We start from the raw sequence: 26,156 nt of genomic DNA on the forward strand, positions 1-26,156 counted from the left end.
CGGGCGCCACGCGACCAGGCTAGGGAGCGGCGATCCTGTGCTCGGGCGGCCCCGGAAGCATGTGTGTCCGCGCCCTGTTCGGCCATCCCGAGGACCGCGGTGCAGGACGTTCACCGCGGCGAGGGGCGGCCCGGCGCGTGAAAGAATGAGGGCCATGTCGAACACCGCGCAGACCCTCCCCTCCGGACGTGTGGCCCTGAGCCAGCAGTCACCCGCCATCGCGCTGGGACCGCTGGACGGCCGTTACCGCCCCCAGACCGCCGTGCTGGTGGACTACCTCTCGGAAGCGGCGCTGAACCGCGAACGGGTGCACGTGGAGGTCGAGTGGTTCATCCACCTGTGCGAGCAGCGAGCGCTCACGGGTCTGGAACCCCTCTCGGATGAGCAAAAGAGCGGTCTGCGCGCGATCGTCGCGGACTTCGACGCCGCGTCGGTTGCGGAACTGGCCGAGATCGAGGCCGTCACGGTGCACGATGTCAAGGCGGTGGAGTACTACATCGGGCGCAGGTTGCCGGAGCTCGGCCTCGAGCACCTGACGCCGCTCGTGCACTTCGCGTGCACGTCCGAGGACATCAACAACCTCTCCTACGCGCTCGGCATCCGCGATGCGATCAACCACGTGTGGTTGCCCGCGGCGCGCGAACTGGTCGCGGCGGTGGCCACGATGGCGCGGGACGCGAAGGCCACCCCCATGCTGTCCCACACCCACGGCCAGCCGGCCACGCCCACGACCCTGGGCAAGGAACTCGCGGTGTTCGCGCACCGCCTGGGCCGCCAGGTGCAGCGCGTGGCGGACACCGAGTTCCTGGGCAAGCTCAACGGCGCCACCGGGACGTTCGCAGCGCACACCGCCGCGGCCCCGGACACGGACTGGCCCGAGATCTCCCGGTCCTTCGTGAGCCACCTGGGGCTCACGTGGAACCCGCTGACCACCCAGATCGAGTCCCACGACTGGCAGGCCGAGCTCTACGCGGACATGGCCCGGTTCAACCGGATCCTGCACAACCTCTGCACGGACGTGTGGTCCTACATCTCGATCGGGTACTTCCACCAGATCCCGGTGGAAGGTGCCACAGGCTCCTCGACCATGCCGCACAAGGTCAACCCCATCCGTTTCGAGAACGCGGAGGCCAACGCGGAGATCTCGTGCTCGCTGTTGGACACGCTCGCCGCAACCCTCGTGACCTCGCGGTGGCAGCGGGACCTCACGGACTCCTCGTCCCAGCGCAACATCGGGGTGGCGTTCGGCCACTCGTTGCTGGCGGTGTCCAACGTGCTCAAGGGCCTCGACCGCCTGGACGTGGCGCAGGAGGTGCTGGCCGAGGACCTGGACCAGAACTGGGAGGTCCTGGGCGAGGCCGTGCAGACCGCCATGCGCGCCGAGGCCATTGCGGGCCGCGAGGGCATGGACAACCCCTACGAGCGGCTCAAGGAACTCACCCGCGGCCACCGCGTGGACGCCGACCGGATGCGCGAGTTCATCGCGGGCCTCGGTCTCTCCAAGGACACCGCCCGGCGCTTGAGCGACCTGGGCCCCGGGCAGTACACGGGCCTGGCCGAGCAGCTCGTGGACCGTTACCTGGACTGAACCGCCGGTCCCCGCCCGGGCACCACCTGGCCACCCGGTCCCGGCCCGACCCCGCCCGGTCCTGCCCCCAGAGCGGCTCCGGGCAGGGCCGACGCAGCACCAAACATCTGTGTCCCGGAACAGCACGCTTCATGCGTGATCACGTGCTGTTCCGGGACACAGATGTTCTCGGGGGTCTCACGGGGGCCCGGAGCGGTCCCCGCCCGGGGTCATGTTCCCTACTTGCGCTTCTTCCGGCCCTTCGTGTCGGACTCCAGTTTCTTCCGATCACCGTTGGGGGAACCGTCCTCGAACTTCTCCGCGCGCTCACCCAGGGCCAGGTTGGGCGGGAACTCCTCCGGGAACTCCCCGAAGGCCTCGCGTGAGGCCTTGATGACCTGGCGGGCCATGGCCAGGTTGGCGCCGCCCCCCACCACGGCGCCCAGGCCGAACGGCAGCGCGCGGCCCCGCACCGCGCCGGACTGGCGGGCCAGGAACCGCTTGACGAACATGTTGCGGATCGAGCGGCCCACGTCGAAGCGCTTGGAGCTGTCCGGGGACTTGCCGAGCATCAGGCCCCACTTGCTCGTGAGGCTCTTGCTCGCGGACGAGCTGGACAGCAACTGGCCCATGAGCGCGCTCCCGTCCTCGCCGAGCATGAGTGCCATGATCATGGTCCGGTTCTGCTGCTCGTCCTTGGGCTCCACCCCGTGCAGTTCGGCCATGGCCTGCGCATACAGGGCCGTGGCCTCCAGGTAGCCCGCCACGGCGGCGGAGGACAGCCCGAGGGACGCGATGGTTCCGATCCCGGGGACCGCCGCGGTGGCACCCACGGTGCCGCCGCCCACGGTCACGGAGCGCAGGTAGAGCTTCTCGGCGCGCTTGGCGATCTGGGCGGGCGTCTCCTTGGGGTGCTGCGCACGCTCCCGCTTGAGCGCCTTGACCACCCACGGCTGCTGGATGCGCAGCACATGGTCCAGGAACTTGTTGACACCGGGCTTGGGTTTGCCGTTCTCGTCGAACGCCTTGTTCAGGGGGTTCAAGCCCATCAACGACCACTCCTCGAAACGGGTTGGGGGTGTTCGGCGGGTACCGCCGAAGACATCAGCACCACTATTCCACAGCGCGCAGCGATTTCGGTGTGCCCGACCCCCCGCGCATCATGCGCGCGGCCGACGACGCCGCCACGGCCCCGTCCCACGCGCGGCTCACCCCGGTACCGCATGACGGACCGCGTGCCCAGGCCCGGCCCTCCCCCGGGCTCAGCGCACGAACTCGGACCACGCGTGGAGCTTGCGCATGAGGTCCGTCTTCTTGGCAGCGTGCCCGGCCATTCGCTGCAGCACGGACGAGAGGGTTTGGATGGCCTCCACCACGAACGGGCCCTTGTTGAGCATCACGCACTCCGCGCGCTGGCCCTGGGCGGCGTCGGTGATCTCCGCCCGTGAGGGAACGCCCTTCTTGGCGAGACCCTCGAGCACCTGGGTGGCCCAGATGACCGGGACGTGGCCGGCCTCGCACAACCACAGGATCTCCTGTTGGACCTCGGCCATCCTTTCGAACCCGGTCTCCACGGCCAGGTCCCCGCGGGCGATCATCACACCGGAGTCCTGCCACCGCATGGCCGCGAGCAACATCATGGGCAGCTGCTCGAAACCGCCCACCGTCTCGATCTTCAGTGTCACGTCCATGGACGTGGCATTGAGCTCGGACAGCTGTTCCAGCAGATCCGCGACATCGTCCGCGCTGTGCACGAAGGACATGTTCACGATGTCCGCGTGCCGCGCCACGAAGCGCAGGTCCTCCCGGTCCCGCTCGGTCAGGGAGCGGATGCTGAGGTCCGTGTCCGGAAAGTTGATGCCCTTCTCCGCCTTGAGCTTGGTCCCCGCGGGCCCCGCGTGGGTGATCTCGAGGTCCATGTGCTCGGGTCCGGTGGAGCGGATCACGCCGCCCAGTTTGCCCTCGTCCAACCACACCCGCTGGCCCTCGCGGACGTCCCGGAACGCTTCCGGCAGGGTGCACCCGATCCGCGCCGGGGACTCGTCCGTCACGGCCACGGGCTCGGTGGAGTCGAGCAGGCGCAGGGTGTCCCCGATCCCGATGCGCAGGTACTGCTCGGTCTCGGGCAGTTCCCCCAGGATGGCCTCGGCGCCGTCGCGGGAGCGCAGCACGATCCCCGTGGCGAAGTAGACCGTCTTGGAGAACTCGACCAGGACGCCGTCGTCGTGCGCCTCGACCACGCGCAGGGTCCGGCCGGAATCGCGGGCGTCCCGCACATGGATCCGCTCCCCCTCGGTGCGCTCGGCGAGCCAGGCCGCGGGCATCACGGGAACGGAGGGGACGTCGTCGTCCGAGTGGGACGCGCCGAGCCACAGCCGCGCGGGACGAACGACGTGACCGGTCGCGTCCCGGTCCGGCTTGATCTTCTCCACGCGCGGACCGGGGGCCAGCGGACCCGTGCGGACCTTGGGCCCGGCCAGGTCCATCGCGATCCGCAGGTCACGACCGAACTCGGCGGCCGCATTACGCAGGTGCTCGATCATCCGGGACCACTCATCCGGTCCGTCGTGCGCACAGTTGATCCGTGCCACGTCCATCCCGGCGCCCACCATGCGGGCGACCAGAGCGGGATCGTCCGCCGCCTCGGATGGCATGGTGACCATGATCCGGGTGTCACGGTCCTCGGGTGCCTGACCGAGCAACCGCACGGTGTTGCGAGCCAGCGTGAGCGGTCCGGGGCGGGGATCCTCCCCCGGGAGAATGCCGGCGTCCAGGTCCGGCAACCGGGGCGGCTCCTGCCCCGCGACCGCAGCGAGCGTGTGGGCCACGGCGCTCAGGTGCTGCGCGACGTCGGACTCCATCCGGCCCAGCGAGGACAGACCCAGGGACGAGAGCTCGGCCTGCAGATCACGAACGTCCTGCGCGCGCACGGCGGCGTAGTCCACGAGGTTCGCGGCGGAGAAGCGGTGGCGAGGATTGACCCCGTTGATGTCCTCGAGCCGGGCCTCACGCGCGGCGCGCATCCGCTCGAACAGCTCGAGCACCCGGGTCAGGCACTCGCCCGCCCGTTCGCTGCGTTCGCGGTTGTCCTGCTGGCCGGTGCTCATGGTTCCTCCCGCTGCGGCGGTCTGCTCCGTGGCCTCCACCGTACGAAGCGCAGATCAACGGCAGGTGAACTCCGCCCGCGGGTCAGTGCGTGCTGAAGTCGGTGAACGACCCCGTGGGCGGGCCGAAGTGCTCGTCCACGGTGATCACCGCACCGGGGGTATCCCGGGAGATGAGCGCCTGCAGCAGCTCACCCACGGCCCAGCGCGGCCCCTCGGCCACGACGGTCACGGTGCCGTCCGGGTTGTTGGTGGCACTCCCCACGAGTCCCAGTTTCTCGGCCTGGCGCCAGCACCAGTAGCGGAACCCCACGCCCTGCACGGTCCCGTGCACCACGGCGGTGAGGGCGATGGTCTCGTTCAGGTCCAGCTTGTCCTGATTGCGGCCGGCTGACGCGGCGGGATGAATCGACGGCATCTCCATGACCCCACCCTAGAAGACCCCAGCGTGGAAGACCCCGGTCGGAGCGACCCGGCAGACAGGGCACGCAGGTCAGGGGCGGCTATCAGGACCGGCTACCGGGGTCGGCTGTTAGGGCCAGCCGCCGGAGCCCGACCCATCCGGGCCTGATTCGCGGGGCCCGATCCGCCACGACCGGGCGTGAAAAATCGCCCGGTCCACGCGGACCCCGGTGGGGCCCGCCACGGACCGGGCGATCACGACTGACGAACGCCGCAGGTCAGCTCAGGTTCTCGAGCGCCTGTGCAATCGGTGTGTCACCGTCGGAGAACTCGATGAACTTCCCCGCGGTGCCACGCGGATCGGCGAGCGCCCGGGCGGCCACGAGGGCCACGTTGCCGCGCGCCGTCTTCCGCTCGTCGTCGCTGCCGGCGCGGCCCAGCGTGATCTCGCCCGAGGGGTCGTCGTCGGTGAGCGCCCCGGGGCCCAGGATGGTCCATTCGAGGGAACTCGCGCGCAGGTGGTCGTCCGCGTCCGCCTTGGACTGCGCGTAGGGGTAGAAGTCGTTGTCCTCGGGGACCCCGTGGTCCTGACCGGCGCCCATGTAGGACACCATGACGTAGTGCGTGACGCCGGCGGCCTGTGCGGCATCCATGGAACGGATCGCGGCGTCCCGGTCCACGGCGTACGTGCGCTCGGGGTCGCCCCCGCCCGCGCCCGCGGACCACACGACGGCGTCCTGGCCGGAGAACATCTCCGTCATGGCCTCAACGTCCAACTCCTGGACGTCCGCGACGACCGGGGTTGCCCCGGTGTTCTCCACGTCCTGGCTCTGCTCCCGCTTGCGGATCACCGCGTTGACGGTGTCCCCCTGCGTGGACAGCAATCGGCTCAGCTGCAGCGCCACCTTGCCGTGGCCACCGATGATCGTGATCTCGGACATTGCGGGTCCTTCCTGTCGGAACGGGTGTCGCGGGGACAGCGCGTGCCCCCGACATCCGGTACAGCATGCGTCAGCGGCGGATTATTCCGAACCCCCGGGGCCCACCCGGTACCCCTGCCGCCGCGCGATACGGGGGTCCGCCGCGCCCGGTGGGGCCGGAACGCCCCGGCCTCACGGGGCCGTCACACCCTGCGGGACCTCAGTTCTCGAGGCCGCCGGTGGCCAGGCTCGCGTTGAGCACCCGGGCGAGGGTCACCAGGTCTGCGTCCTGCTGTTCGGCGAGTGCGTCCGCGAGCACGCCCAGTAGGCCGTGGACCACGAACCGGTCCCGGATCTCGACGACGCCGCGGTCCTCCCCGCTCTCGCGATCCTCCCGGAGGCTGCGCAGACCCGTCATGGCGTGTTCCGCGACCGCCCCACGTGCCAGGGAGGGACCGGGCCCGCACAGCATGGCCCGGTAGAACTCCTGGTGCTCGCCCAGGTGCGCCACGAGCGGGGGCAGGACCAGGTCCAGCGGACTGGCCTCGCGGTTCTGCAGGGCGCTCGGGTCCAGGGGGACGCGGGCCAGCAAGGATTGCGTGGCGTCGAGCAGTACCTGGTCCCGCGAGCCGAAGTTCTCGTACACCGCCTTGCGGCTGACCCCCGCGGCCTGCGCGATCTCGGTCATCCCCACCTGGGAGCCCCGACGCGCGACCAGTTCGACGGCGGCTTCCACCACGGCCGCACGGGTGCGTTCGATCCGCCGGTCCATGTGCGCTCCAATGTCAGGGTCGTAGAAAGGGTGCCCATCCATTGAACGCTTAAACAGGAAATTACGCGACAACCTAAAGGGTGAGGCCTGAAACCCTCAGCGCGCGGGCGTAACCGCCTCCACGAGGAACACGCACCCGTCCCCGCTCAGGGTCACCGTGCTCGGGGTTTCCAAGCAGATCAGGGACTCGCCCGACGTCGCTCGCGCACCCTCCGCGTCCGCGTCACCAGCAGAGCGCGCGGAGACCTCCACGTCCCCCTCGGTCACGAGCACCATGCACACCCCCGCGAGCTCCCGGGTGACGGGGCGCTGCGGGCTCACGCGTACCGCGGCCAGGGAGAGGGCGGGGTCCCACAGCGGGTACCGCACCATGCCGTCCTCGGCCTCGCGCGGTTCCAGGACGCTCACGGGTTGCTGGGCGGTGGCCATGACCCTCAGCAGTTCCGGGACGTCCACGTGCTTGGCGGTCAGACCAGCGCGCAGCACGTTGTCCGAGCACCCCATGATCTCCACCGCGGTGCCGCTGAGGTACGCGTGCACCTGTCGGTCCGGGGTGAGCAGGGCCTGGCCGGGGGCCAGGTGCACCATGTTCATACACAGGGCCACGAGTAGACCCCGGTCACCCGGGTAGTGGTGGGTCAACAACCGGATCAGGTGCGTCGCGCGTTCCACGGGATCCGCCTCCGCGGACAACCGGGGTTTGTCCGCGTCCTCGCCGCGGGGCGAGGTGGCCGGGGTGGTATCCGCAGCGGTGACGCACGCGCGCACGGCGGCGGCAGCGGCGTCGTCGTCGAGCTCGAGCGCATACTGCACGGGACACTCGGACGCCGCGGCGTCCGCGAGCCACGGGAGGTTCAGTTCCCGGGCGAGGCGCTTCAGGTCGGCCCGGTCCTGCTGACCCGCGAGCAACCACATGGGTGACAGCGCCACGACCGTCTCCGGTTTGGCGCGCTCGTCCTTGTAATTACGGTGCGCGGAGTCCCGCGCGACGCCCGCGGCGTTCTCCCGCGCGAACCCCTCACGGGCCTGTTCCTCGGACGGGTGCACCTGGATGGACAGCGGCGCCGCGATCGCGAGGATCTTCAGGAGGAACGGCAGGTCGGGGGCCACTTCGTCCAGGCCGCGCTGGACCCCGTCGAGGGTCACCCGGGACGGAGCGCTCGCGTGGGCACCCATCCACAGCTCGGCCTCGGGTTCCTCGGTGGGTGCGGAGCGCCCCTGCATGCCGGCGAGGACCGATCGCGATCCCCACGCGTAGTGCTGGATCGGATTGGTCATCCTCAAGAACTCGGCCATGTCGAACATGTAACCACAGCGCCCCGGAAAACGCCGGACTACCGGGGTTCACCGATCCCGCTCACGTAGAATCGGGACGGTGACCACAGATCTTTCCTCATCATTCAAGGCGTACGACGTCCGCGGCATCGTGGGCGAGAGCATCACCGCGGACAGCGTGCGCGCCACCGGTGCCGCGTTCGTGGACGTCCTGGGCCTGGTCGGCTCCGGGGTGGTCGTGGGCGGCGACATGCGCCCCTCTTCCCCCGAGTTCGTGGAGGCGTTCGCGGCCGGCGCCACCCGCCGCGGTGCGGACGTCACGGTGATCGGCAGCATCTCCACGGACGAGCTGTACTTCGCGTGCGGCACCCTGGACAGCGCCGGCGTCACCTTCACCGCGAGCCACAACCCGGCCGAGTACAACGGCATCAAGATGGCCAAGGCCGGGGCCGTCCCCGTCTCCTCGGACACCGGCCTGTACGAGATCCGCGACGTCGCACAGCGCTACCTGGACGCCGGGGAGATCCCGGCCTCCGAGCACCGCGGCCAGGTCTCGCGCCGGGACGTACTGGGTGACTACGCCCATTACCTGCGCAGCCTGGTGGACCTCTCCGGGATCCGCCCCCTCAAGGTCGTGGTGGACGCGGGCAACGGGATGGCCGGGCTGACCACTCCGGCGGTGCTCGGGGACGCACTGTTGGACCCGCTGCCGCTCGAGATCGTCCCGCTGTACTTCGAGCTGGACGGCACGTTCCCCAACCACCCCGCCAACCCACTCGAGCCCGCCAACCTCGAGGACCTGCAGCGGGCCGTGCGCGAGCACGGTGCGGACATCGGGCTCGCGTTCGACGGCGACGCCGACCGCTGCTTCGTGGTGGACCAGAACGGTGATCCCGTCTCCCCGTCCGCGGTGGCCGCGATCGTCGCCGAGCGCGAGATCACCCGGGCCCGCGCCGCGGGTGAGGACCGGCCCGTGGTGATCCACAACCTCATCACGTCCAAGGCGGTCCCCGAGCGGATCGAGGCCTCGGGCGGGCGTGCCGTGCGCACGCGCGTGGGCCACTCCTTCATCAAGGCGGTCATGGCCTCCGAGCGCGCCGTCTTCGGCGGTGAGCACTCCGCGCACTACTACTTCAAGGACTTCTTCAACGCGGACACGGGCATGCTCGCCGCGATGCACGTGCTGGCCGCGCTGGGTGAACAGGACGCGCCGCTGAGCGATCTCATGCGCATGTACGACCCCTACGTGGCCTCCGGCGAGATCAACTCCGAGATCGAGGACAAGGCCGCCGCGGTGGACCGCGTCCGGGCACACTTCGCAGCCACGGACCCCGCCGTGCAGGTCGAGGACATGGACGGCACCACGTTCACCCACCCCGAGCAGGGCTGGTGGTTCAACCTGCGTCCGTCCAACACCGAGCCGTTCCTGCGGCTCAACGTGGAGGCCCCGGACGCCGCCGCCATGGAGTCGGTGCGGGACACCGTCCTGCAGCTCGTCCGGCAGGACTGAGCCCGCCCGGGCGCCGCGGGTCCCACCCGCGGCACCCCCGCTCGAAACGCCATCCCCGGGCACCCGCCGCGGGCTGCCCGGGACGGCCCGCAGAACACGACGACGCCGCGCGGCCCAGGTGGCCACGCGGCGTCGTCGTCATGTCAGGGAGGCTCAGGCGTTCGCGGCGCGCGCCTCATCGTGGAGCATCCACTGGTCGGGACCGAAGATCTCGTAGTGAATGTTGCGCCCCGGCACACCCTTCTCGATGAGCTGCGAGCGCAGCGCCTTCATGAAGGGCAGGGGGCCGCACATGAACGCGTTGGTGTCCTCGTCCACGTCCAGGTCCACGTCCGCGATGTTCATGAAGCCCTCGTGGTCGCCCTCACCGGGGGTCTCCATCCAGGTGATCATCGTGACGTTGGGCAGGCTGTCCACGAGACGCTCCATGATCTGGCGGCCGGGCCAGCGTTCCTTGGAATGATCCGCGTGCAGCACGGTGACCTTGCGCTGCGAACCCTCCTTGGCCAGGCGGTCCAGGAACGCGACGATGGGTGTGGTGCCGATGCCGGCCGAGGCCAGCACGAGCGAGCCGTGGCCCTCGTCCAACACCACGTCACCGTAGGGGTTGGAGATCTCCAGGACGTCGCCCTCGTTGATGTCCTCGTGCAGGATGGGCGTGACCTCGCCGTGGGGATCCTTGCGGATCACCACGCGGCGGTGGCCCTCCTGGGAGGGCACCAGTGTGAACTGGCGGGGCTGGCGGATCCCGTCCTTGACCTTGACCTGGATGGTCACGTACTGACCGGGGATGGAGCGGGTCAGCGGGGTGTCGTCCGCGGGTTCGAACTCGAACGCCACCACGCCTTCGGCAATGTCCTCCTTGGACACGAGTTTGAAGGGCGCGAACATGACGTCATTGGCCTGCTGACCGTAGAGGCCCTTCTCGAGCTTGATCAGCGCATCCGCCATGAGCCAGTAGACCTCGTCCCATGCGGCCACGACCTCGGGGGTCGCGGCGTCACCCAGGTCCGCGGCGATGGCCCCGAACAGGTGCTCATGGACGGTGGGGTACTCCTCGGGCAGCAATCCCAGGGACGCGTGCTTGTGGGCCACGCGCGAGAGCACCTCGTCCGGGTAGGAGTCCGGGTGGTTGAGCAGGTGCGAGGCGAAGGCCGCGATGGAACCGGCAAGCGCCTGCGGCTGGGTGCCGTTCTTCTGGTTGGAACGGCTGAACATGCCGTCCAGCAGATCGGGGCGGGCGTTGAACATGGACTTGTAGAACTCGGGGGTGATCGCGGGGATCCGCTCGGCGATCACGCCGATGGTTTGCTCGATGACCGGGCGGGACTTCTGGGACAGCATGATGATTTCCTCTCATCGCGGTGTGACGAGAGTCAATTTAGCATTTGAAATGCACGTTAAAGAACCGACGCTCCACCCCTGGTGGCGGGGGTTCGCACGCTCGGGGGACGCAGCCCCAGTTGCACCGCGATGGGGCCCACCTGGCGGGGGTTCACGAGGTCCGCGATGGTGATGCCGTCCAGTTCCCGGTAGAAGGCCTCACGCGCCCCGGCCAGGGCCCGGCGCAGCCGGCAGCCGTGGTTGAGCGGGCACGCGGCCTCGTCCGCCTCGCACTCCACGATCGCGGTGTCCGCCTCCAGGATCCGCAGCACCTGGCCCACACTGGCCTCCCGGCCCTCGTCCGTGAGCATGACCCCGCCAGCGCGCCCGCGTTGCGAGCACAACAGGGACATCCCGCGCAGTTTGGCCACCGTCTTGGCCACGTGGTTGTACGGCGCCCCCACGCCGTCCGCGATGCGCTGCGTGGACATCATGGTGTCCGGGGGCAGCCCCCCCATGAGCAGCAGCACCCGCAGCGCGATGTCAGAAAAAGCTGTCAGCCGCACAGTTGTCCCTTCGTCACCGGCCCGCCCTCAGCCCACCGATGACGACGCCGCGCGGCCGGTCTGGCCGCGCGGCGTGATCATACAGGATGGCCCCGACCGCGTGACAACGCGGATCGGGAGACCGGCGTCAGCTGTTGCGCAACCGGTCCTCGAGCCCGGCGCGCTGTTCGAGGATCACCTCGGGCACGTCGCCGAGGCGCGCGAACCACTCGTCGATCCCGGGCAGTTCGTTGAGCCACTCGTCCTTGTCCACGCGCAGCGCGGCCTCGAGATCGGCGTCGGAGATGTCCAGGCCGGTCAGGTCCAGGTCCTCCTTGCCCGGGACCACACCCACGGGGGTCTCGTGTCCCTCCGCGGTGCCCTTGAGGCGTTCGACGATCCACTTGACCACGCGGGAGTTCTCCCCGAAGCCGGGCCACGCGAAACCGCCCTCCGGGGTGCGGCGGAACCAGTTGACGTAGTAGATCCGCGGCATGTTCTCCTCGCCCACGCGGGCTCCGGTGTCCAGCCAGTGCTCCAGGTAGTCATTGGCGTTGTAGCCGATGAACGGGAGCATGGCCATGGGGTCACGGCGCACCACGCCCACGGCGCCCTTGGCGGCCGCGGTGGTCTCGGAGGACAGCGTGGCTCCCTGGAAGACGCCGTGTTCCCACCCGAAGGACTCGGAGACCAGGGGCACGGTCGTCTTGCGGCGGCCACCGAAGATGATCGCGGACAGCGGCACACCTTCGGGGTCGTCGTACTCGGGGGCCAGGATCTCGACCTGCTTGATGGGGGTGCAGAACCGGGAGTTGGGGTGCGCGGCGGGGCGGCCGGACTCGGGGGTCCAGTCGTTGCCCTTCCAGTCCGTGAGGTGCTCGGGGATGTCGTCGGTCATACCCTCCCACCACACGCCGCCGTCGTCGGTCAGCGCCACGTTGGTGAAGATGGTGTTGCCGCGTTCGATCGCCCGCATGGCGTTGGGGTTGGTGGACCACCCGGTGCCGGGTGCCACACCGAACAGGCCGGCCTCGGGGTTGACCACGCGCGGGGTGTGGTCCTTGCCGAAGCGGATCCAGGCGATGTCGTCCCCGACCATCTCGGCCTTCCAACCCTCGATGGTGGGCTCGAGCATCGCGAAGTTGGTCTTGCCGCACGCGGAGGGGAACGCCCCCGCGATGTAGTGGGACTCCCCCTGCGGGTCGGTGATCTTGAGGATGAGCATGTGCTCAGCCAGCCAGCCCTCGTCATGGGCGATCGCCGAGGCGATGCGCAGCGCGTAGCACTTCTTGCCCAGCAGTGCGTTGCCGCCGTAACCGGAGCCGAAGGACCAGATGGCCCGGTCCTCGGGGAACTGCACGATGTACTTGGCGGGGTTGCACGGCCACGGCACGTCCTGCTCGCCGGGCCGCAGCGGGGCACCCAGGGAGTGGACGCACTCCACGAACTCCGCCTTGTCGCGGGACATCCTCTCGAGGACGGGCGTGCCGATCGTGGCCATGATCCGCATGGAGCACACCACGTAGGGCGAGTCCGTGATCTCCACGCCGTACTGGGGCTTCTGGGCGTCCAGGGAACCCATCACGAACGGGATCACGTACATGGTGCGACCGCGCATGGCCCCGTTGAAACGCTTGGTCAGCGTCTCCTTCATGGCCGTGGGGTCTTCCCAGTTGTTGGTGGGACCGGCACCCTTCTCGGTCTTGGTGCAGATGAACGTGCGCTCCTCCACGCGGGCCACGTCCTCGGGGTCCGAGAACGCCGCGAAGGAATTGGGGAGCTTCTCGTCCGAGAGCCGGACCAGGGTGCCCGCCTCCACCATGAGGTCGGTGAGCCGGGTCCACTCGGCTTCCGAACCGTCTGCCCAGTGGATGTGATCCGGCTGGGCCAGCTCGGCGATCCCACGCACCCAGTCCACGAGCTCCCGGTAATCCGTGGGGGGATTGTCCAGGGACTGCTGGACCTCGCGGTTTAGGGCGGTGGTCCCGGTGGTTGCTGTGCCGTTGTCAGCCATTGACATGTCTCCTCGTTGAGGCCGTCGTACGTGCCGCTTCCCGCCGAGGTGCGCCGCCCGTTCATGCTTGCCACGTCACTGTGGAACGGTTCCGGGGGCCGACCTCGCAGGGGGTTGCGCGCGGGTGTGCCTGGAGTCTATCGCGGGGGTGGCCTTCCGGAACGCGAGTTACACCACATCGCGGCCCCGACCACACGGCTCGCACCGCCCAGCCGCCCCGGCACCGCGAGGGCACCGCTCCGGCGCGATTTGTCGCCGGGCACCGGCGGGTGTAAGTTATTACCCGTTGCAAGGGCCTTGGCCGTTGCTTCAGGAGCGCCTGTAGCTCAACGGATAGAGCATCTGACTACGGATCAGAAGGTTGTAGGTTCGAATCCTATCGGGCGCACTTCTTGTCGGACCCCGCATCCCCCAGGATGCGGGGTCCTTCTCATTCACCGCCGCGCCTCGGTATCAGGATCGGCTCCAGGATCGAGGTACCGCCGTGTCCCCTCTCACGACCCCTGTTCGTCGTCTCGCCCTGGGCGCCGCGGCGCTCGCGCTGGCTCTCACGGGGTGCGCGGCTCCCACCGATTCGGCGGCACCCTCCCCATCCGCCTCCGCGACCACGAGCGCTGCGGCCCCGACGACGACGCCCGCCGCGCAGTCACCGTCCCCCACCCGGGGCACGGAAGACGCGACGTCCCCCGCGGCGGCGGCGTCCCCGCAGGACGCCACCGATCACGCGGCGGCCGGGACCGCGCTGGCCGCGCTCGGGGACCTGCCCGTGAAGGGGCGCGCGCCCAAGACCGACTACTCGCGGGACCAGTTCGGCCCGCGCTGGGCGGACACCGATCACAACGGCTGCGACACTCGCAACGACATCCTGCGCCGGGACCTCACGGGGATCGCCGTCAAGCCGGGGACGCACGGGTGCAACGTGAGCTCCGGGGCGCTCGAGAGCCCGTACATCGGAGAGACGATCGACTTCGTGGCCGGGCAGGCCACGAGCTCACAGGTGCAGATCGATCACGTGGTCGCACTGTCGGACGCGTGGCAGAAGGGCGCGCAGCAGCTCGACGCCGCGCGGCGCACCGAACTCGCGAACGACCCGCTCAACCTGCTCGCCGTGGACGGTCAGAGCAACAACACCAAGTCGGACGCGGACGCCGCCACGTGGCTGCCGCCGCGCACCGGCGAGCGCTGCGAGTACGTGGCCACCCAGATCGCGGTCAAGCAGCGCTACGAGTTGTGGGTCACCGACGCCGAGAAGAACGCCATGGTGCGCGTGCTCGACACGTGCCCCGAGCAGTCGCTGCCCGAAGCGCGTCCCATCCCGGATCCCGCGGACTCACCCGTGGCTCCCGTGACCGAGGCGCCGGCTGCGCAAGCGGCAGCCGCCGAGGCGCCCTCGACTCCGGAGGCGGAGGCACCGGCCCCTGTGGCACCCGCTCCGGCCGCACCCGGTGCGGGCGCGGGATCCGATCCTGCGGACGCTGCCGTCGCGGAGGCCGAGGCGCCCGGTGCGGGAGCTCCGGGCGTTCCGGGCGTTCCGGGTGCGGACGTCTATTTCTCGCGGTGCGCCGAGGCGCGCACGGCGGGGATGGCCCCGCTCTACGCCGGCACGCCGGGGTACCGTCCCGGCTTGGACGGCGACGGCGACGGCGTGGCCTGCGAGTCCAGGAGCTGAGCACCGGCTCGGGGTGAACTCCACACCCGAGGGGGCTCCGCATGACCCCCATGCCCGCGGCGCATGGAACCGTGCGGGTTCTAGACCCCCGGGGTGTGGAAGCGCGTGAGGCGGGCGTCGGCGCCGTCGAGCACGGCCCAGTCCCCGGGGACCTCGAGCACCGCGGTGCCCCCGGTCGGGAAACCCGTGGCGGCATCCATCATGGCGTCCTGGTCCGAGTCACGAGAGGCCAGGCGCAGGACGGTGTCCAGCACCCCGGGCATGTGGGCGACCACCATGAGGGTGCGCACGGTTTCCGGGGCGTGGTTCACGGCCGCGATGATCTGCGCGTCCGTGGCGTCGTAGAGCCCGTCCCACAACTGCGGCGTGGGGGCCCTCTCCCCGAGTTCATGGCATACCCACGTGATGGTCTGGCGGGTGCGCAGCGCCGGGGACACCAGGATCATGTCCGGCGCGGCATGTTCGGCCAGCCACCGTCCCACGTCCGCGGCCTCACGGGCACCGCGCGGCGCCAGGGGGCGGTCGTGGTCAGGGACGTCCCGCGGGAAGTCCGCTTCCCCGTGCCGCATGATCACCAGGTGCTTGAGGTCGTGGGGTGCCATGGGCCCCAGTGTGTCACGGCGGGGTGCAGCCCGGTCACGGAAGCAACGCGACGGCGCGCTCCCGGGTGAGCGCGGTCTCGCGACTGAGGAGGATTAGATGGAGTACTCGGGCGCGGCCCACACGACGACCTCGGGGTGGTCGTAGAACCGGTACCCCTGACCGCGAACGGTGCGCACGGTGTTGGCCAAGCGACCCAGCTTGGAACGCAACCGCCGCACGTGCACGTCGATCGTGCGCTCGGAGGGGACCTCCTCGGCGTCACCCCACAGGCTGTCGAGCAGCTCGGTGCGACCCACGGTGCGGGTGCCGTTCTCCACGAGGTAGTTGAGCAGTTCGAACTCGCGGTGGGTCAGGTTCAGCAGCTCCCCGTCCAGGAACACTTCGCGGCGGGAGAGGTCGATCAGCACGCCCACCCGCTGACGGTCAATCGCACTCCCGGCACCGGCCGCGGGCAGCGGCGCAATGGGTTCGATCACCGGGTCCGAGAACGTGGGGTCACCCAACGCGCTGCGCACGACTTCGAGATCCGTGCCTTCCGCGTGCACCGGGGCGAGGGCCACGGCGGCGTAGGAATCGGACTCGGGGACCGCGGAGCTGATGAACTGGCGGACGTCCTGCACGAGCTGCACGAGGTTGATCCCGCGGTCGGCGGCGGCTTGCTCGTCCACGCCCACGTAGATCACGAAGCCGCGGGCCTCAGTGGGCTGCTGCCCCGCGCCCGGTTGACGTTCCAGGCGTGAATCGGCACCGTGTTCGGCGGCGACGGAACGCAGGTGTCGGAAATCCTCAGCGGTCCCCACCATGCGATGCGCCCCGCGGGGTCGGGCCGTGGACTGGGCTCCACCCAGTCGGTGTCGCTGCGAGATGTGGACGTAACCCGGTGCGCCTGACATTCGAACCCCTGCCTCGTGATGCCCCCGCTCCCATGAATTCCCTGGAAAACGGCATTATCATCATGTTCTGCGACGCGCGGCTGGACTGGCAAGTAATATATGGGTTTTTTTCTCACATAGTGAGACCTACTCTTGATTCACGCGATCCCATGGCGAAATGGATTGCATTCTCGCCGAGATGAGGGGCTACTTCCCCGCTCGAGATGCTTTCCGAGAGCCGACGAGCGGGGCCTCAGTGCGCGACGCCGTACAGGCGGTCGCCCGCATCCCCGAGGCCGGGAACGATGTACGCGTTCTCGTCCAGTCGTTCGTCCACGGACGCCAGCACCACATTGACCTCGCTGTCGTCCAGTTCCCGGGTCAACCGGTCGAGGCCCTCGGGCGCCGCCAGCAAGCACACGCACGTGATCTGTTCGGCACCGCGGCGGTAGAGGAACTTGATGGCCTCGCTCAGCGTGCCACCCGTGGCGAGCATGGGATCGAGCACGTACACCTGACGGCCCGTGAGATCGTCCGGCAGCCGTTCGGCGTACGTGATGATGTCCAGCGTGGTGTCGTCACGCGCCATCCCCAGGAACCCGACCTCCGCGGTGGGGATCAACCGGGTCATCCCCTCGAGCATGCCCAGCCCCGCGCGCAGGATGGGCACCACGAGCGGCCGCGGGTACGCGAGCGCGATCCCCTGGGTCTCGGCCACCGGGGTCCGTACCGTGACCGGCTCCACGCGCACGTCCCGGGTCGCCTCGTACGCCAGCAGGGTGACCAGTTCCTCCACCAACAACCGGAACACCGGGGAGGAGGTGTCCTTGTCGCGCAGCACACTCAGTTTGTGGGCGACCAGGGGGTGATCCAAGACAGTGACTCGCATACCTCAGAATCTAGCAGCCGCCGCAGGGCCCGCGGACGTCACGGATTCATCACACGCCGGGGAAGATCAGCCGAGGGGACGAGGACGTGCCATAGGGTCATACGGGAGACTCGACATGGTTCTGCGCACGGCAATCCTCGGAAGGGACACCTGAATATGACGGCTCCGGTTCTCGAAACGGAGAATTTGGTCAAGATCTACGGCAGAGGAGAAACCCGCTTCGACGCCCTCAAGGGCATCAACCTGGAGATCGGCAAGGGCGAGTCCGTTGCGGTGGTGGGAAAATCCGGTTCGGGCAAATCCACTCTCATGCACCTGCTGGCGTTGCTGGACGCCCCCACGCACGGCGTCGTGGCCCTGGAGGGCAAGCCCACCGGGGATCTGAATGCCAAAGAACTCAACGAACTGCGCAATTCCGCGTTCGGTTTCGTGTTCCAGCAGTTCTTCCTGACCCCCAATCAGAGCGTGTTGGAAAACGTCACGCTCCCTCTGAAGATCGCGGGTGTTCCGGCCGGTGAGCGCAAACGCCGCGGCATGGAAGTCCTCGACCAACTGGACATGGCGGACAAGGCCGAGAACAAGGCCACCGATCTTTCGGGTGGTCAGAAACAGCGCGTGGTGATCGCGCGAGCCCTGATCAACGAACCCTCCGTGATCTTCGCGGACGAGCCCACCGGGAACCTGGACTCGGCAACGTCCCGGGTTGTGGAGGACATCCTCTTCGGGCTCAACCGGGACAAGGGCATCACCCTGGTGATCGTGACCCATGATCTGGACCTCGCGCAGCGGTGCTCCCGGCAGATCTACCTCGTGGACGGGCAGATCGTACCGACCCCGGAGGCGGCCACGAACGACGTCGTCGATCGGCAGCCGCGCCGCGCCGCGCACCCGGCGGGCGCCGACGACGCCACCGGGACCGTCCGGATCACCGAGCCCACGACCGGCGAGATGATCACCCTCAGCGAGGCCGACGCCGCCGAGCTCACCCGCGCCGCCCAGGAACCCGTGCGGCCGGGCAAGCACGCCGCCCCTTGGGCCACCAACACCCCACACCGCCCGACCGACCAGCCAGGAGCCACCGCGTGAAATTCCTCGATCTGCTGCGCACGGCGATCGCCAACACGTTCCGGTCCAAGGCCCGCACCATCCTGACCGTGATCGCCATCTTCATCGGTTCCTTCACGCTCACGCTGACCTCGGGCATCGGCACCGGCGTCAACGACTACATCGACAAGACCGTGGCCGCGTTCGGTAACCAGAACGCCCTGTACGTCCAGAAAGTGTCCGAGCGCTCCACCCCCGGCTCCGGCCAGGAGGACGGGCCCACCGAGTACGACCCCGAGCGGGCCAATGTGCAGACGGGGTTCGGTTCGATCGCAGGGCTCACGGACGCCGACATCGACAAGATCAGGGATATCGACGGCGTGGAGTCCGTGGACCCCATGTACATGGTCACGCCCACCTACCTGGAGGCCCCCGACGGCAAGAAGTTCCAGCTGAGCCTGGGCTCCCCGGCGGAAGCGGAAGGGCTGCAGCTGGAGGCCGGTGAGACCCCGGACCGGTCCGCGGACGAGATCCTGCTGCCCGCCTCCTGGGTGGCGCCCCTGGGCTTCGACTCCAACGAGGACGCCGTGGGCAAAACCGTGACGATCGCCATGCGCAACGCCGCCGGCGAGACCCGAGCCTTCGACGTCCGGGTCTCCGGCATCAGCCAGGCCTCCCTCGCGGGCGCGTCCACCAGCCCCATTCCCTCGTCGGAGCTGAACAGGAAGCTGTACGAGTACCAGACCTCGGGCTCACCCCGGGAGATGCCCAACACGTACTTCACCGCCACGGCCAACCTGAGCGACAACACCGAGGTGGGCCCCATCAAGTCCCAGCTCGCGGACGACGACATGCTGGGCGTAACGGTCGAGGACCAGCTCGGGATGTTCCGGGCCGTGATCAACGGGATCGTGTGGATCCTCAACTCCTTCGCGATCATCGCGCTGCTCGCGGCCGGATTCGGCATCGTGAACACGCTGCTCATGTCCGTCCAGGAACGCACCCGCGAGATCGGGCTCATGAAGGCCATGGGGATGAGCGGGGGCAAGGTCTTCGGCCTGTTCTCCCTCGAGGCCATCTTCATCGGTTTCCTGGGCTCCGCGATCGGAGCCGCCGTGGGCATGGCCACCGGCAGCATCCTCAGCGGGGTCCTCTCCAACGGGTTGCTTTCCTCGCTGCCCGGGCTGAGTCTGTTCTTGTTCGACCCGCTCAAGATCGTGATCATCATCCTCGCAGTGATGTTCATCGCGTTCCTCGCCGGGACCATCCCCGCCATGCGGGCGGCCCGGCAGGATCCCATCAATGCCCTTCGATACGAGTAATCCCCCCACACTCACGCAGTATCACTCGCACGATGCACAGGAAGGACAGTCCTCATGAGCAACGACACCCCCAACAACAACCCGCACAACCCTCCGTACGGTGACCCGGGCGCGACCCAGCCCGTGCCGCCCCAGCCCCGCGGGCAGGGCGCAGTCAACGGCGCGCCCCAGGGCCAGCAGTACGGCATGACCGGCGGCAAGTACGGCACCTCGGAGTACAACCCCAACCAGTACACCGGCACCATGGACCGCCCCTCCACGGTGGACAAGCTGCTCAAGCTGACCCTGGCGTCCCTGGGGCTCTACGTCCTCAACGGCATCATCGGCCTGATCGCGGCGAGCAGCGTGGACTACACCCAGATGTACCGCGACATGGGCCTGAGCACGGAAATGGCCGATCAGAGCGCGAGCCAGATGGCCATGACCACCGGCCCCGTCGCCAGCATCATCAGCCTGATCATCGGACTCGCGCTGTACTTCCTGGTCTACAACGGCCTGAAGAAGGGCAAGAACTGGGCTCGCATCCTGGGCACCGTCCTCGCGGCCATCGCCATCCTGAGCGGAATCTTCGGCCTGTTCGGTGTCTTCATCTACCCCGCGCCGTGGAACATCATCATGGCCATCCTGATGATCGTGAAGGTCGTGGTGGACATCCTGTGGATCGTGACCGCGTTCCGCGCCCCTACCTCCGCGTGGTTCAACCAGAACCGCGTCCAGCGCTGACACAGCGTGGCATTACCGCACACCGCCAGGTCCATCCAGCTCTCGGGCTGGATGGACCTGGCTCTGTCAGAGGCCCGCGCCACGGAAGGCACGGGGGACGTGCCGATCGGCGCCGTCGTCCTGGACCCGGACGGCCGGGTCATCGGGCGCGGGTACAACCGCCGCGAGGCCGACGGCGATCCCACCGCCCACGCCGAGGTCCTGGCCCTGCGGAAGGCTTCCCGCGCGCTGGGGTCCTGGCGGCTGGAAGGCTGCACCCTGGTGGTGACGCTCGAACCGTGCGCCATGTGCGCCGGGGCGATCGTGCTGGCTCGGGTGCCCACCGTGGTGTTCGGGGCATGGGACCCCAAGGCGGGGGCGTGCGGATCGGTGTTCGACATCGTGCGTGATCCGCGCCTGAACCACTGGGTGGAGGTCACGGGCGGGGTTCGCGAGGCCGAGTGCGCCGCCTTGCTGCACGAGTTCTTCCGGGGCCACCGCAACCCCTGAGCCGGTCCGCGCCCAGCCCTGGTTTGGAGGGGTTGCGCCCCGGGCTGTAAAGTGCTGGGAGTTGGTGACGTGTCCGAGCGGCCGAAGGTGCATCACTCGAAATGATGTTTGGTGTCAAAGCCAACGTGGGTTCAAATCCCACCGTCACCGCCAATTTTCGAGGCCCCTGCCTCCCCGAATTTCCGGGGGAACAGGGGCCTCGTTCATGACCGGAGCCGGTTCACCCCCGGCCCGCGAAGCCGTCCACGAGGGCCACGGACTCCGGAGTCCCGGAGCGCTCGGCGATCACGCTGATCTCCTCCGCCAGGTGGGTCTCGTACTCCGCGACGACGCCGCGGCGCAGCAAGCGCTTCGTGGACCCGTAGGAACCGGCGGTTCCCGCGACGAAACGGTCCTCCACCTCCGTCAATCGCTCGGCGAACTCCTCCGCCGAAACGGATTCAGCGGCAATCCCCCACTCGACCGCTTCCATCCCGGTGAGCCGGCGACCCCCGAGGGTCAGTTCCACCGAACGTTGATGACCCACTGCGCGGGGCAGCAGATAGGACACACCGGTGTCCGGCGTCAGGCCGATCGCGGCGTAGGCGGCGAGCACGGTGGCGTCCTCCCGGATGAGCGCCCAGTCGGAGTTGAGGATCAGCCCCAGTCCGGCCCCGGCCGCCGTGCCATTGACCCCGGCGATGATGAGCAGCCGCGAGCGCACCATGGCCAGGGCCAGATCCCGGGCCGCGGAGGCGAGTTCCCGCAGGAACCCGGGACGCTCGGTGGCCGGACGACCGGCCATGCCCTTGACGTCACCGCCCGCGCTGAAGAACCGCCCCGAACCCGTGAGGGTCAGCACGTGGACGGTGGGATCGGCTTCCGCCCGTCGCAGGGCGGACAGTGTCTCGCGCGCGAGGTCCAGGTCCACGGCGTTGCCGGTGGCCGCGCGGTCCCACACGATCCGCACCACGCCGGCTCTGTGCTCCACCCGGACGGCATCGGGGTGTTCCACGGTGTCCTCCTGCCTCATACCGGGTTCGTCCGTTCCGCCCGCAGTTCGCGCTTGAGCAACTTGCCGGACTGGTTGCGGGGCAGCTCCGCGACGAAGTCCACACGCTTGGGCACCTTGTAATCGGCCAGGCGGGCCTTCACATGGGAGCGCACCGACTCCGCGGTGAGCTCCGATCCCTCCTTGGGGACGATCACCGCCGTGACGGCCTCGATCCACCGTTCGTCCGGGAGCCCCACCACCGCGACCTCGGCGACGTCGGGCAGCTCGTAGATGCAGTCCTCGATCTCGCGAGGAGCCACCAGGACACCCCCGGTGTTGATCACGTCCTTGATCCGGTCCACCACCTGAATGTACCCCTGTTCGTCCTGCACCACCTGGTCCCCGGAACGGAACCAGCCGTCCACGAACGCGTCCGCCGTGGCCTCTGGCTTGTTCCAGTAGCCGGTCAGCAGCTGCGGGGAGCGGTACTGGATCTCCCCTGGCTCCCCGTGTTGAGCGACCCGACCCTCGGACGTGACCACCCGCGCCTCCACGTTGAACACGGGACGCCCACACGACGCCGGACGGGCGTCGTGCTCGGCGGGTGTCAGGACGGTGCACAGGGGCCCGAGTTCCGACTGCCCGAAGCAGTTGTAGAACCCGATGCCCGGATAGCGGGAGCGCAACCGTTGCAGCACCGTGACGGGCATGATGGACGCGCCGTACTGCGCCTTGCGCAACGACGACAGGTCCCGAGTCTCGAGGTCGGGGTGATTGCTCAGCGGCACCCATACGGTGGGCGCCAGGAACAGCGAACCCACGTGCTCCTCCTCGACCAGCTGCAGGATCTCGGCGATATCCGGTTTCCGGGTCAATCGCACCGCCGCCCCCAGAGCGAGGTAGGGCAGCAGGAACACGTGCATGCCCGCCGAGTGGTAGAGCGGCATGGCCACGAGCGGACGGTCCTGCGCGGTCAGGTCCAGCGCGATGATCGCGGACGTGTACTCGGCCAACAGAGCGGCGTGCGTCATCATAGCGCCCTTGGGCGCGGACGTGGTGCCGGAGGTGTAAAGCAGCTGCAGCAGATCGTGGCCGCGCACCGTCACCCGGACGGCAGCGTCGTTGGCCCGGGGATCGAACGCGGTCTCCTGAAACGAGGTGTCGTCGTCCTCGCCGCCGGGCAGCATGGGCAGGACGCGTTCGACGGCGCGTGCTCTCCCGGAGTCCCGGACCTGCGCCACGAGCGGCAACAGTTCGGGATCGGCAATCACCGTGGTGGCCCCGGAGTCCTCGAGGACGTACGCGAGCTCGTCCCCTTTCAGCGCGAAGTTGACGGGGACGTGCACGAGCCCCGCTTGGGCGCACGCGAGGTACAGGATCGCGTAGACGTCCGAGTTCACGCCGAACGCCGCGACGCGCGTCCCCGGGGTCAGGCCCGCATCGGCCAGGCGGCGCGCGACCCGCCGGACCGCGTCCCCCAGCTCCCGGTACGACCAGCACCGGTCCTGGAAGAGCAACGCGGTGGCACCGCCGTTGCGCGACACGGCCCGTTGCAGCAGAGCCCCCACGGTGTCGGCGCGGGCCTCGCCCTGCGGTTCGTCCTCGGTGGATGGCGGCGTATGTGGTGCGGGATCGGTCATGGCGGGGTTCCCCTCATGGTCGGGTCCTCGGAGTCGGCGCGGATCCGGGGACGACGGCGCTCCCCGGGTCCGCGCGCGTAGTAGCCACAGTGCCCAAATGCGGGGGTGTTGTCCAGATCACGCCAGCTCCGCGCCACATCCGCCCTCCTCGAATATCTAGTGGAGCAAAAGCAGCTCGGGGTGCTCGGATGCTGCTTCTACTCAGTAAAAGCAGAGGGGTGCAGGGGGCGCCCACATGCTGGACGCATATTGCACGTTTACTTACTAATAGGTAGAACTGGGGTATGGGCCACCCCGGGATCAAGGGATTCTTTCGTGCAGCCGCTGGAATCCTGAGCTACCCCCAGGACCCACGGTCCTTCGCGCAGGTCTTCGGCTCCCTGACGAGCGCACATTACACACGAGGCCGCATCACGCACGTGCGGCGCGAGACCCCCGACACCGTGACCCTGTTCTTCACCGCGGGTGAGGGGTGGATCCCGCACCGGGCGGGGCAGTGGGCGCGGATCGGCGTGGAAGTGGACGGGAAGCGGATCTGGCGTCCGTACTCCATCAGCGCCCCCGAACACGGTGACCCGTCGATCACCGTCAAAGCGCAGGGCCTGGTGTCCGAACACCTCGTTGAGCGCACCGCCCCGGGCAACGTGCTCTACCTGGAACGCCCCGAAGGACAGTTCCTGCTCCCGGACACCCCCACAGAATTGCTGTTCATGGTGGCCGGTTCCGGGATCACCCCGGTGATGTCCATGCTGCGGACCCTCATGCCGCGCAGGCCGGACCACGACGTCGTGCTGGTCTACGTGTCCCGGAGCCGGGAGTCGTGCATCTTCCACGACGAGATCCTGGAACTCGCGGACCAGTTCCCGGGTCTGCGGCCGGTCTTCTGGTTCACCGAGGAACGCGGCCGCCTCGACGCCTCCGACGCCGATGCCCTGGCCGAGCTGTGTCCCGATCACGCGGACCGGGTGACGTACGCGAGCGGCCCGGACTCGTTCGTCAGCGCCGTGGAGGACCTCTCGCGCAGCCACGGCGGCCCCCCCCGTGGTGGAACGCTTCGATGTCACCAGGCAGTTCAGCGGCGGCCAACGCGGGGAAGTTTGGTTCACCCGTTCCGAGATGACCCTGGGGGTGGGCCCGGACGAAACCGTCCTGGAGGCCGCCGAACGCGCGCAACACCAGCTGCCCCACGGATGCCGTATGGGCATCTGCCACAGTTGTCTGGTTCCCTTGACGGACGGGGCCGTGACCAACATCCGCACCGGTGAGCTGCACCGTGAACCCGGTCCCGTCCAGACGTGCGTGACCCGACCCGCTCCCCACGCCGCGATCCGCTGCGCCTCACGGAGGCCGAGCTCGCGGAACTCGCGGCCGATTTCGACGCCGTGCGGGACGAGGTCTTCTCCCGCCGCGGCCAGTCCGACGCCCAGTACATCCGCCGCGTGGTGGTACTGCAGCGCAGCCTGGAGATGACGGGGCGGGCCTGTCTGCTCTTCTCCCGTCACAAACCCCTGTGGTGGGCCGGTGTGGGGTGCCTGAGCGTGGGCAAGATCCTGAACAACATGGAGATCGGCCACAACGTGCTCCACGGGCAGTGGGACTGGATGAACGACAAGGAGATCCACTCGACCACGTGGGAGTGGGACTTCGTGGCGCCGTCGGCGGGCTGGCAGCGAACCCACAACGAGACGCACCACACGTGGACCAACGTGCTCGGCAAGGATCGGGACGTGGGGTACAACGTGCTGCGCATGGACCCCGATCAGCCGTGGAAGCCCGTGAACCTGCTGAACCCGGTGATCAACCTGGGCCTGGCACCGGCATTCGAGTGGGGCATCGCGATCTACGACATCGAACTGGACCAGTTCCTGACCGGCAAGAAGTCCGGGCGGGCCACGTTCGAGGACTTCAAGCGCGTGATGAAGAAGCTGGGCCGCCAGTCCGCCAAGGACTTCGTGGTCTCTCCGCTGCTGGCGTCCCTCACGGGTTCGGGGAAGGCGTCGCTTAAGGGGTTCCTGGCGGCGAACGTGATCCGCAACGTCTGGGCGCACACGGTCATCTTCTGCGGCCACTTCCCGGACGGCGCGGAGACCTTCACGGAGGAGGACGTGCGCGACGAGACTCGGGGGCACTGGTACCGCCGCCAGGCCATGGGCTCGGCGAACATCGACGGTTCACGCCTCATGCACTTCATGAGCGGGCACCTCTCCTTCCAGATCGAACACCACCTCTTTCCGGACATGCCGTCCAACCACCTGGCGCGCATCGCACCCCGCGTGCGGGAGATCTGCCGTAAGTACGGGATCCGCTACACCTCCGGCCCCCTGCCCCGGCAGGTCTTCCAGGCGTGGCGCAAGGTGTGCCGGCTCGCGCTGCCCTGACGACGACGCCGCTCGCGGCCCCGGCGCTTGCATCTACCGGCTCCGAATTCCCAGTGGAGTAGAAGCAGCTCGGGGTGCCCGGATTCTGCTTTTACTCCACTGGAGCAGCCACCCGCTGGGAG

At 68.7% G+C, this 26,156-nt stretch carries 22 protein-coding genes, 2 tRNA genes and 2 pseudogenes; 12 read left to right on the plus strand and 14 right to left on the minus strand.

The annotated features are described in order from the left end of the window. Positions 1 to 145: 145 nt before the first annotated feature. On the plus strand, positions 146 to 1,588 hold the full coding sequence (gene purB, locus J1M36_RS08465; protein WP_193519035.1) for an adenylosuccinate lyase: 1,443 nt from the start codon (positions 146 to 148) through the stop codon (positions 1,586 to 1,588). Between the two features lie 218 nt (positions 1,589 to 1,806). Here purB and J1M36_RS08470 read toward each other — a convergent pair whose 3' ends face one another. From J1M36_RS08470 to manA, 6 genes are all read right to left on the minus strand, one after another. Next, the gene (locus tag J1M36_RS08470; RefSeq protein WP_193519036.1) at positions 1,807 to 2,616 is read right to left on the minus strand and encodes a di- and tripeptidase; all 810 of its coding nucleotides are present in this window, start codon (positions 2,614 to 2,616) and stop codon (positions 1,807 to 1,809) included. Positions 2,617 to 2,829: 213 nt separating this feature from the next. Continuing rightward, positions 2,830 to 4,674: a pyruvate kinase gene (locus J1M36_RS08475; RefSeq protein WP_193519037.1), complete on the minus strand. Its 1,845-nt coding sequence runs from the start codon at positions 4,672 to 4,674 to the stop codon at positions 2,830 to 2,832. 82 nt (positions 4,675 to 4,756) lie between these two features. Continuing rightward, positions 4,757 to 5,095 (minus strand): acylphosphatase, encoded by a 339-nt coding sequence (locus J1M36_RS08480; protein ID WP_145003557.1) that lies wholly within the window; start codon positions 5,093 to 5,095, stop codon positions 4,757 to 4,759. Between the two features lie 256 nt (positions 5,096 to 5,351). Beyond that, a complete protein-coding gene (locus J1M36_RS08485) occupies positions 5,352 to 6,014 on the minus strand; it encodes an SDR family oxidoreductase (protein WP_193519038.1) in 663 nt (220 codons plus the stop codon). A gap of 199 nt (positions 6,015 to 6,213) precedes the next feature. Continuing rightward, positions 6,214 to 6,765 (minus strand): TetR/AcrR family transcriptional regulator, encoded by a 552-nt coding sequence (locus J1M36_RS08490; protein ID WP_145003562.1) that lies wholly within the window; start codon positions 6,763 to 6,765, stop codon positions 6,214 to 6,216. A 96-nt stretch (positions 6,766 to 6,861) separates the two neighbouring features. Next, positions 6,862 to 8,061, minus strand: a complete 1,200-nt coding sequence (gene manA / locus J1M36_RS08495; protein WP_206479043.1) for a mannose-6-phosphate isomerase, class I — start codon at positions 8,059 to 8,061, stop codon at positions 6,862 to 6,864. Between the two features lie 79 nt (positions 8,062 to 8,140). Between manA and J1M36_RS08500 the strand changes: the two genes are divergently transcribed. Beyond that, the gene (locus J1M36_RS08500) at positions 8,141 to 9,550 is read left to right on the plus strand and encodes a phosphomannomutase/phosphoglucomutase (RefSeq protein WP_064847432.1); all 1,410 of its coding nucleotides are present in this window, start codon (positions 8,141 to 8,143) and stop codon (positions 9,548 to 9,550) included. A 153-nt stretch (positions 9,551 to 9,703) separates the two neighbouring features. Here the strand turns inward: J1M36_RS08500 and J1M36_RS08505 are convergent, their stop codons facing one another. The 3 genes from J1M36_RS08505 to J1M36_RS08515 form a co-directional block, all read right to left on the minus strand. Continuing rightward, positions 9,704 to 10,894 carry a globin domain-containing protein gene (locus J1M36_RS08505; protein WP_206479044.1) on the minus strand — a complete coding sequence of 397 codons (1,191 nt, stop codon included), beginning with the start codon at positions 10,892 to 10,894 and terminating at the stop codon, positions 9,704 to 9,706. 56 nt (positions 10,895 to 10,950) lie between these two features. Next, complete coding sequence (locus J1M36_RS08510) at positions 10,951 to 11,439, minus strand: Rrf2 family transcriptional regulator (protein ID WP_064845131.1); 489 nt, start codon at positions 11,437 to 11,439, stop codon at positions 10,951 to 10,953. A gap of 127 nt (positions 11,440 to 11,566) precedes the next feature. After that, the gene (locus J1M36_RS08515; RefSeq protein ID WP_206479081.1) at positions 11,567 to 13,432 is read right to left on the minus strand and encodes a phosphoenolpyruvate carboxykinase (GTP); all 1,866 of its coding nucleotides are present in this window, start codon (positions 13,430 to 13,432) and stop codon (positions 11,567 to 11,569) included. Between the two features lie 315 nt (positions 13,433 to 13,747). Between J1M36_RS08515 and J1M36_RS08520 the strand changes: the two genes are divergently transcribed. Continuing rightward, positions 13,748 to 13,820: transfer RNA gene (locus J1M36_RS08520), tRNA-Arg, on the plus strand. A gap of 96 nt (positions 13,821 to 13,916) precedes the next feature. Then, positions 13,917 to 15,101, plus strand: a complete 1,185-nt coding sequence (locus tag J1M36_RS08525; protein ID WP_206479045.1) for a DUF1524 domain-containing protein — start codon at positions 13,917 to 13,919, stop codon at positions 15,099 to 15,101. 80 nt (positions 15,102 to 15,181) lie between these two features. On the opposite strand, the gene J1M36_RS08530 is transcribed toward J1M36_RS08525, so the two are convergent. The 3 genes from J1M36_RS08530 to upp all read right to left on the minus strand — a co-directional run bounded on the left by J1M36_RS08530 (position 15,182) and on the right by upp (position 17,465). Beyond that, positions 15,182 to 15,703 carry a histidine phosphatase family protein gene (locus J1M36_RS08530; RefSeq protein WP_085106104.1) on the minus strand — a complete coding sequence of 174 codons (522 nt, stop codon included), beginning with the start codon at positions 15,701 to 15,703 and terminating at the stop codon, positions 15,182 to 15,184. Positions 15,704 to 15,796: 93 nt separating this feature from the next. Then, positions 15,797 to 16,597, minus strand: coding sequence for a winged helix-turn-helix domain-containing protein (locus tag J1M36_RS08535; RefSeq protein ID WP_085106103.1), 801 nt, complete (start codon positions 16,595 to 16,597; stop codon positions 15,797 to 15,799). A 232-nt stretch (positions 16,598 to 16,829) separates the two neighbouring features. Next, positions 16,830 to 17,465, minus strand: a complete 636-nt coding sequence (upp, locus tag J1M36_RS08540) for a uracil phosphoribosyltransferase (protein ID WP_064845136.1) — start codon at positions 17,463 to 17,465, stop codon at positions 16,830 to 16,832. Between the two features lie 156 nt (positions 17,466 to 17,621). Here upp and J1M36_RS08545 point away from each other — a divergent pair, with 156 nt between their 5' ends. The 5 genes from J1M36_RS08545 (at position 17,622) to J1M36_RS08565 (ending at position 21,196) form a co-directional block, all read left to right on the plus strand. After that, positions 17,622 to 18,551: an ABC transporter ATP-binding protein gene (locus J1M36_RS08545; RefSeq protein ID WP_064845137.1), complete on the plus strand. Its 930-nt coding sequence runs from the start codon at positions 17,622 to 17,624 to the stop codon at positions 18,549 to 18,551. Further along, positions 18,548 to 19,831, plus strand: a complete 1,284-nt coding sequence (locus J1M36_RS08550) for an ABC transporter permease (RefSeq protein WP_206479046.1) — start codon at positions 18,548 to 18,550, stop codon at positions 19,829 to 19,831. The genes J1M36_RS08545 and J1M36_RS08550 overlap by 4 nt, the downstream gene beginning before the upstream one ends. Before the next feature lie 54 nt (positions 19,832 to 19,885). Next, positions 19,886 to 20,554 (plus strand): hypothetical protein, encoded by a 669-nt coding sequence (locus tag J1M36_RS08555; protein WP_131332260.1) that lies wholly within the window; start codon positions 19,886 to 19,888, stop codon positions 20,552 to 20,554. Between the two features lie 51 nt (positions 20,555 to 20,605). Next, complete coding sequence (tadA, locus tag J1M36_RS08560; RefSeq protein ID WP_064845140.1) at positions 20,606 to 21,043, plus strand: tRNA adenosine(34) deaminase TadA; 438 nt, start codon at positions 20,606 to 20,608, stop codon at positions 21,041 to 21,043. Positions 21,044 to 21,106: 63 nt separating this feature from the next. After that, positions 21,107 to 21,196 (plus strand) — tRNA-Ser (locus J1M36_RS08565). A gap of 67 nt (positions 21,197 to 21,263) precedes the next feature. Here the strand turns inward: J1M36_RS08565 and J1M36_RS08570 are convergent. Together J1M36_RS08570 and J1M36_RS08575 are read right to left on the minus strand one after the other, a co-directional pair. Further along, positions 21,264 to 22,037 (minus strand): enoyl-CoA hydratase/isomerase family protein, encoded by a 774-nt coding sequence (locus J1M36_RS08570; RefSeq protein WP_286738771.1) that lies wholly within the window; start codon positions 22,035 to 22,037, stop codon positions 21,264 to 21,266. Positions 22,038 to 22,051: 14 nt separating this feature from the next. After that, positions 22,052 to 23,656: a fatty acyl-CoA synthetase gene (locus tag J1M36_RS08575; RefSeq protein ID WP_206479048.1), complete on the minus strand. Its 1,605-nt coding sequence runs from the start codon at positions 23,654 to 23,656 to the stop codon at positions 22,052 to 22,054. Positions 23,657 to 23,940: 284 nt separating this feature from the next. Here J1M36_RS08575 and J1M36_RS12800 point away from each other — a divergent pair. The 3 genes and pseudogenes from J1M36_RS12800 to J1M36_RS08585 form a co-directional block, all read left to right on the plus strand. Further along, positions 23,941 to 24,603: pseudogene (locus J1M36_RS12800) on the plus strand (FAD-binding oxidoreductase); the annotation flags it as partial. A gap of 169 nt (positions 24,604 to 24,772) precedes the next feature. Further along, a pseudogene (locus J1M36_RS12805) lies at positions 24,773 to 24,907 on the plus strand (2Fe-2S iron-sulfur cluster-binding protein); the annotation flags it as partial. A gap of 44 nt (positions 24,908 to 24,951) precedes the next feature. Then, positions 24,952 to 26,034 carry an acyl-CoA desaturase gene (locus J1M36_RS08585; RefSeq protein ID WP_064845184.1) on the plus strand — a complete coding sequence of 361 codons (1,083 nt, stop codon included), beginning with the start codon at positions 24,952 to 24,954 and terminating at the stop codon, positions 26,032 to 26,034. The last annotated feature ends 122 nt before the right edge of the window (positions 26,035 to 26,156 follow it).

Source organism: Kocuria sp. KRD140, assembly GCF_017168375.1.
GTDB lineage: Bacteria > Actinomycetota > Actinomycetes > Actinomycetales > Micrococcaceae > Kocuria > Kocuria marina.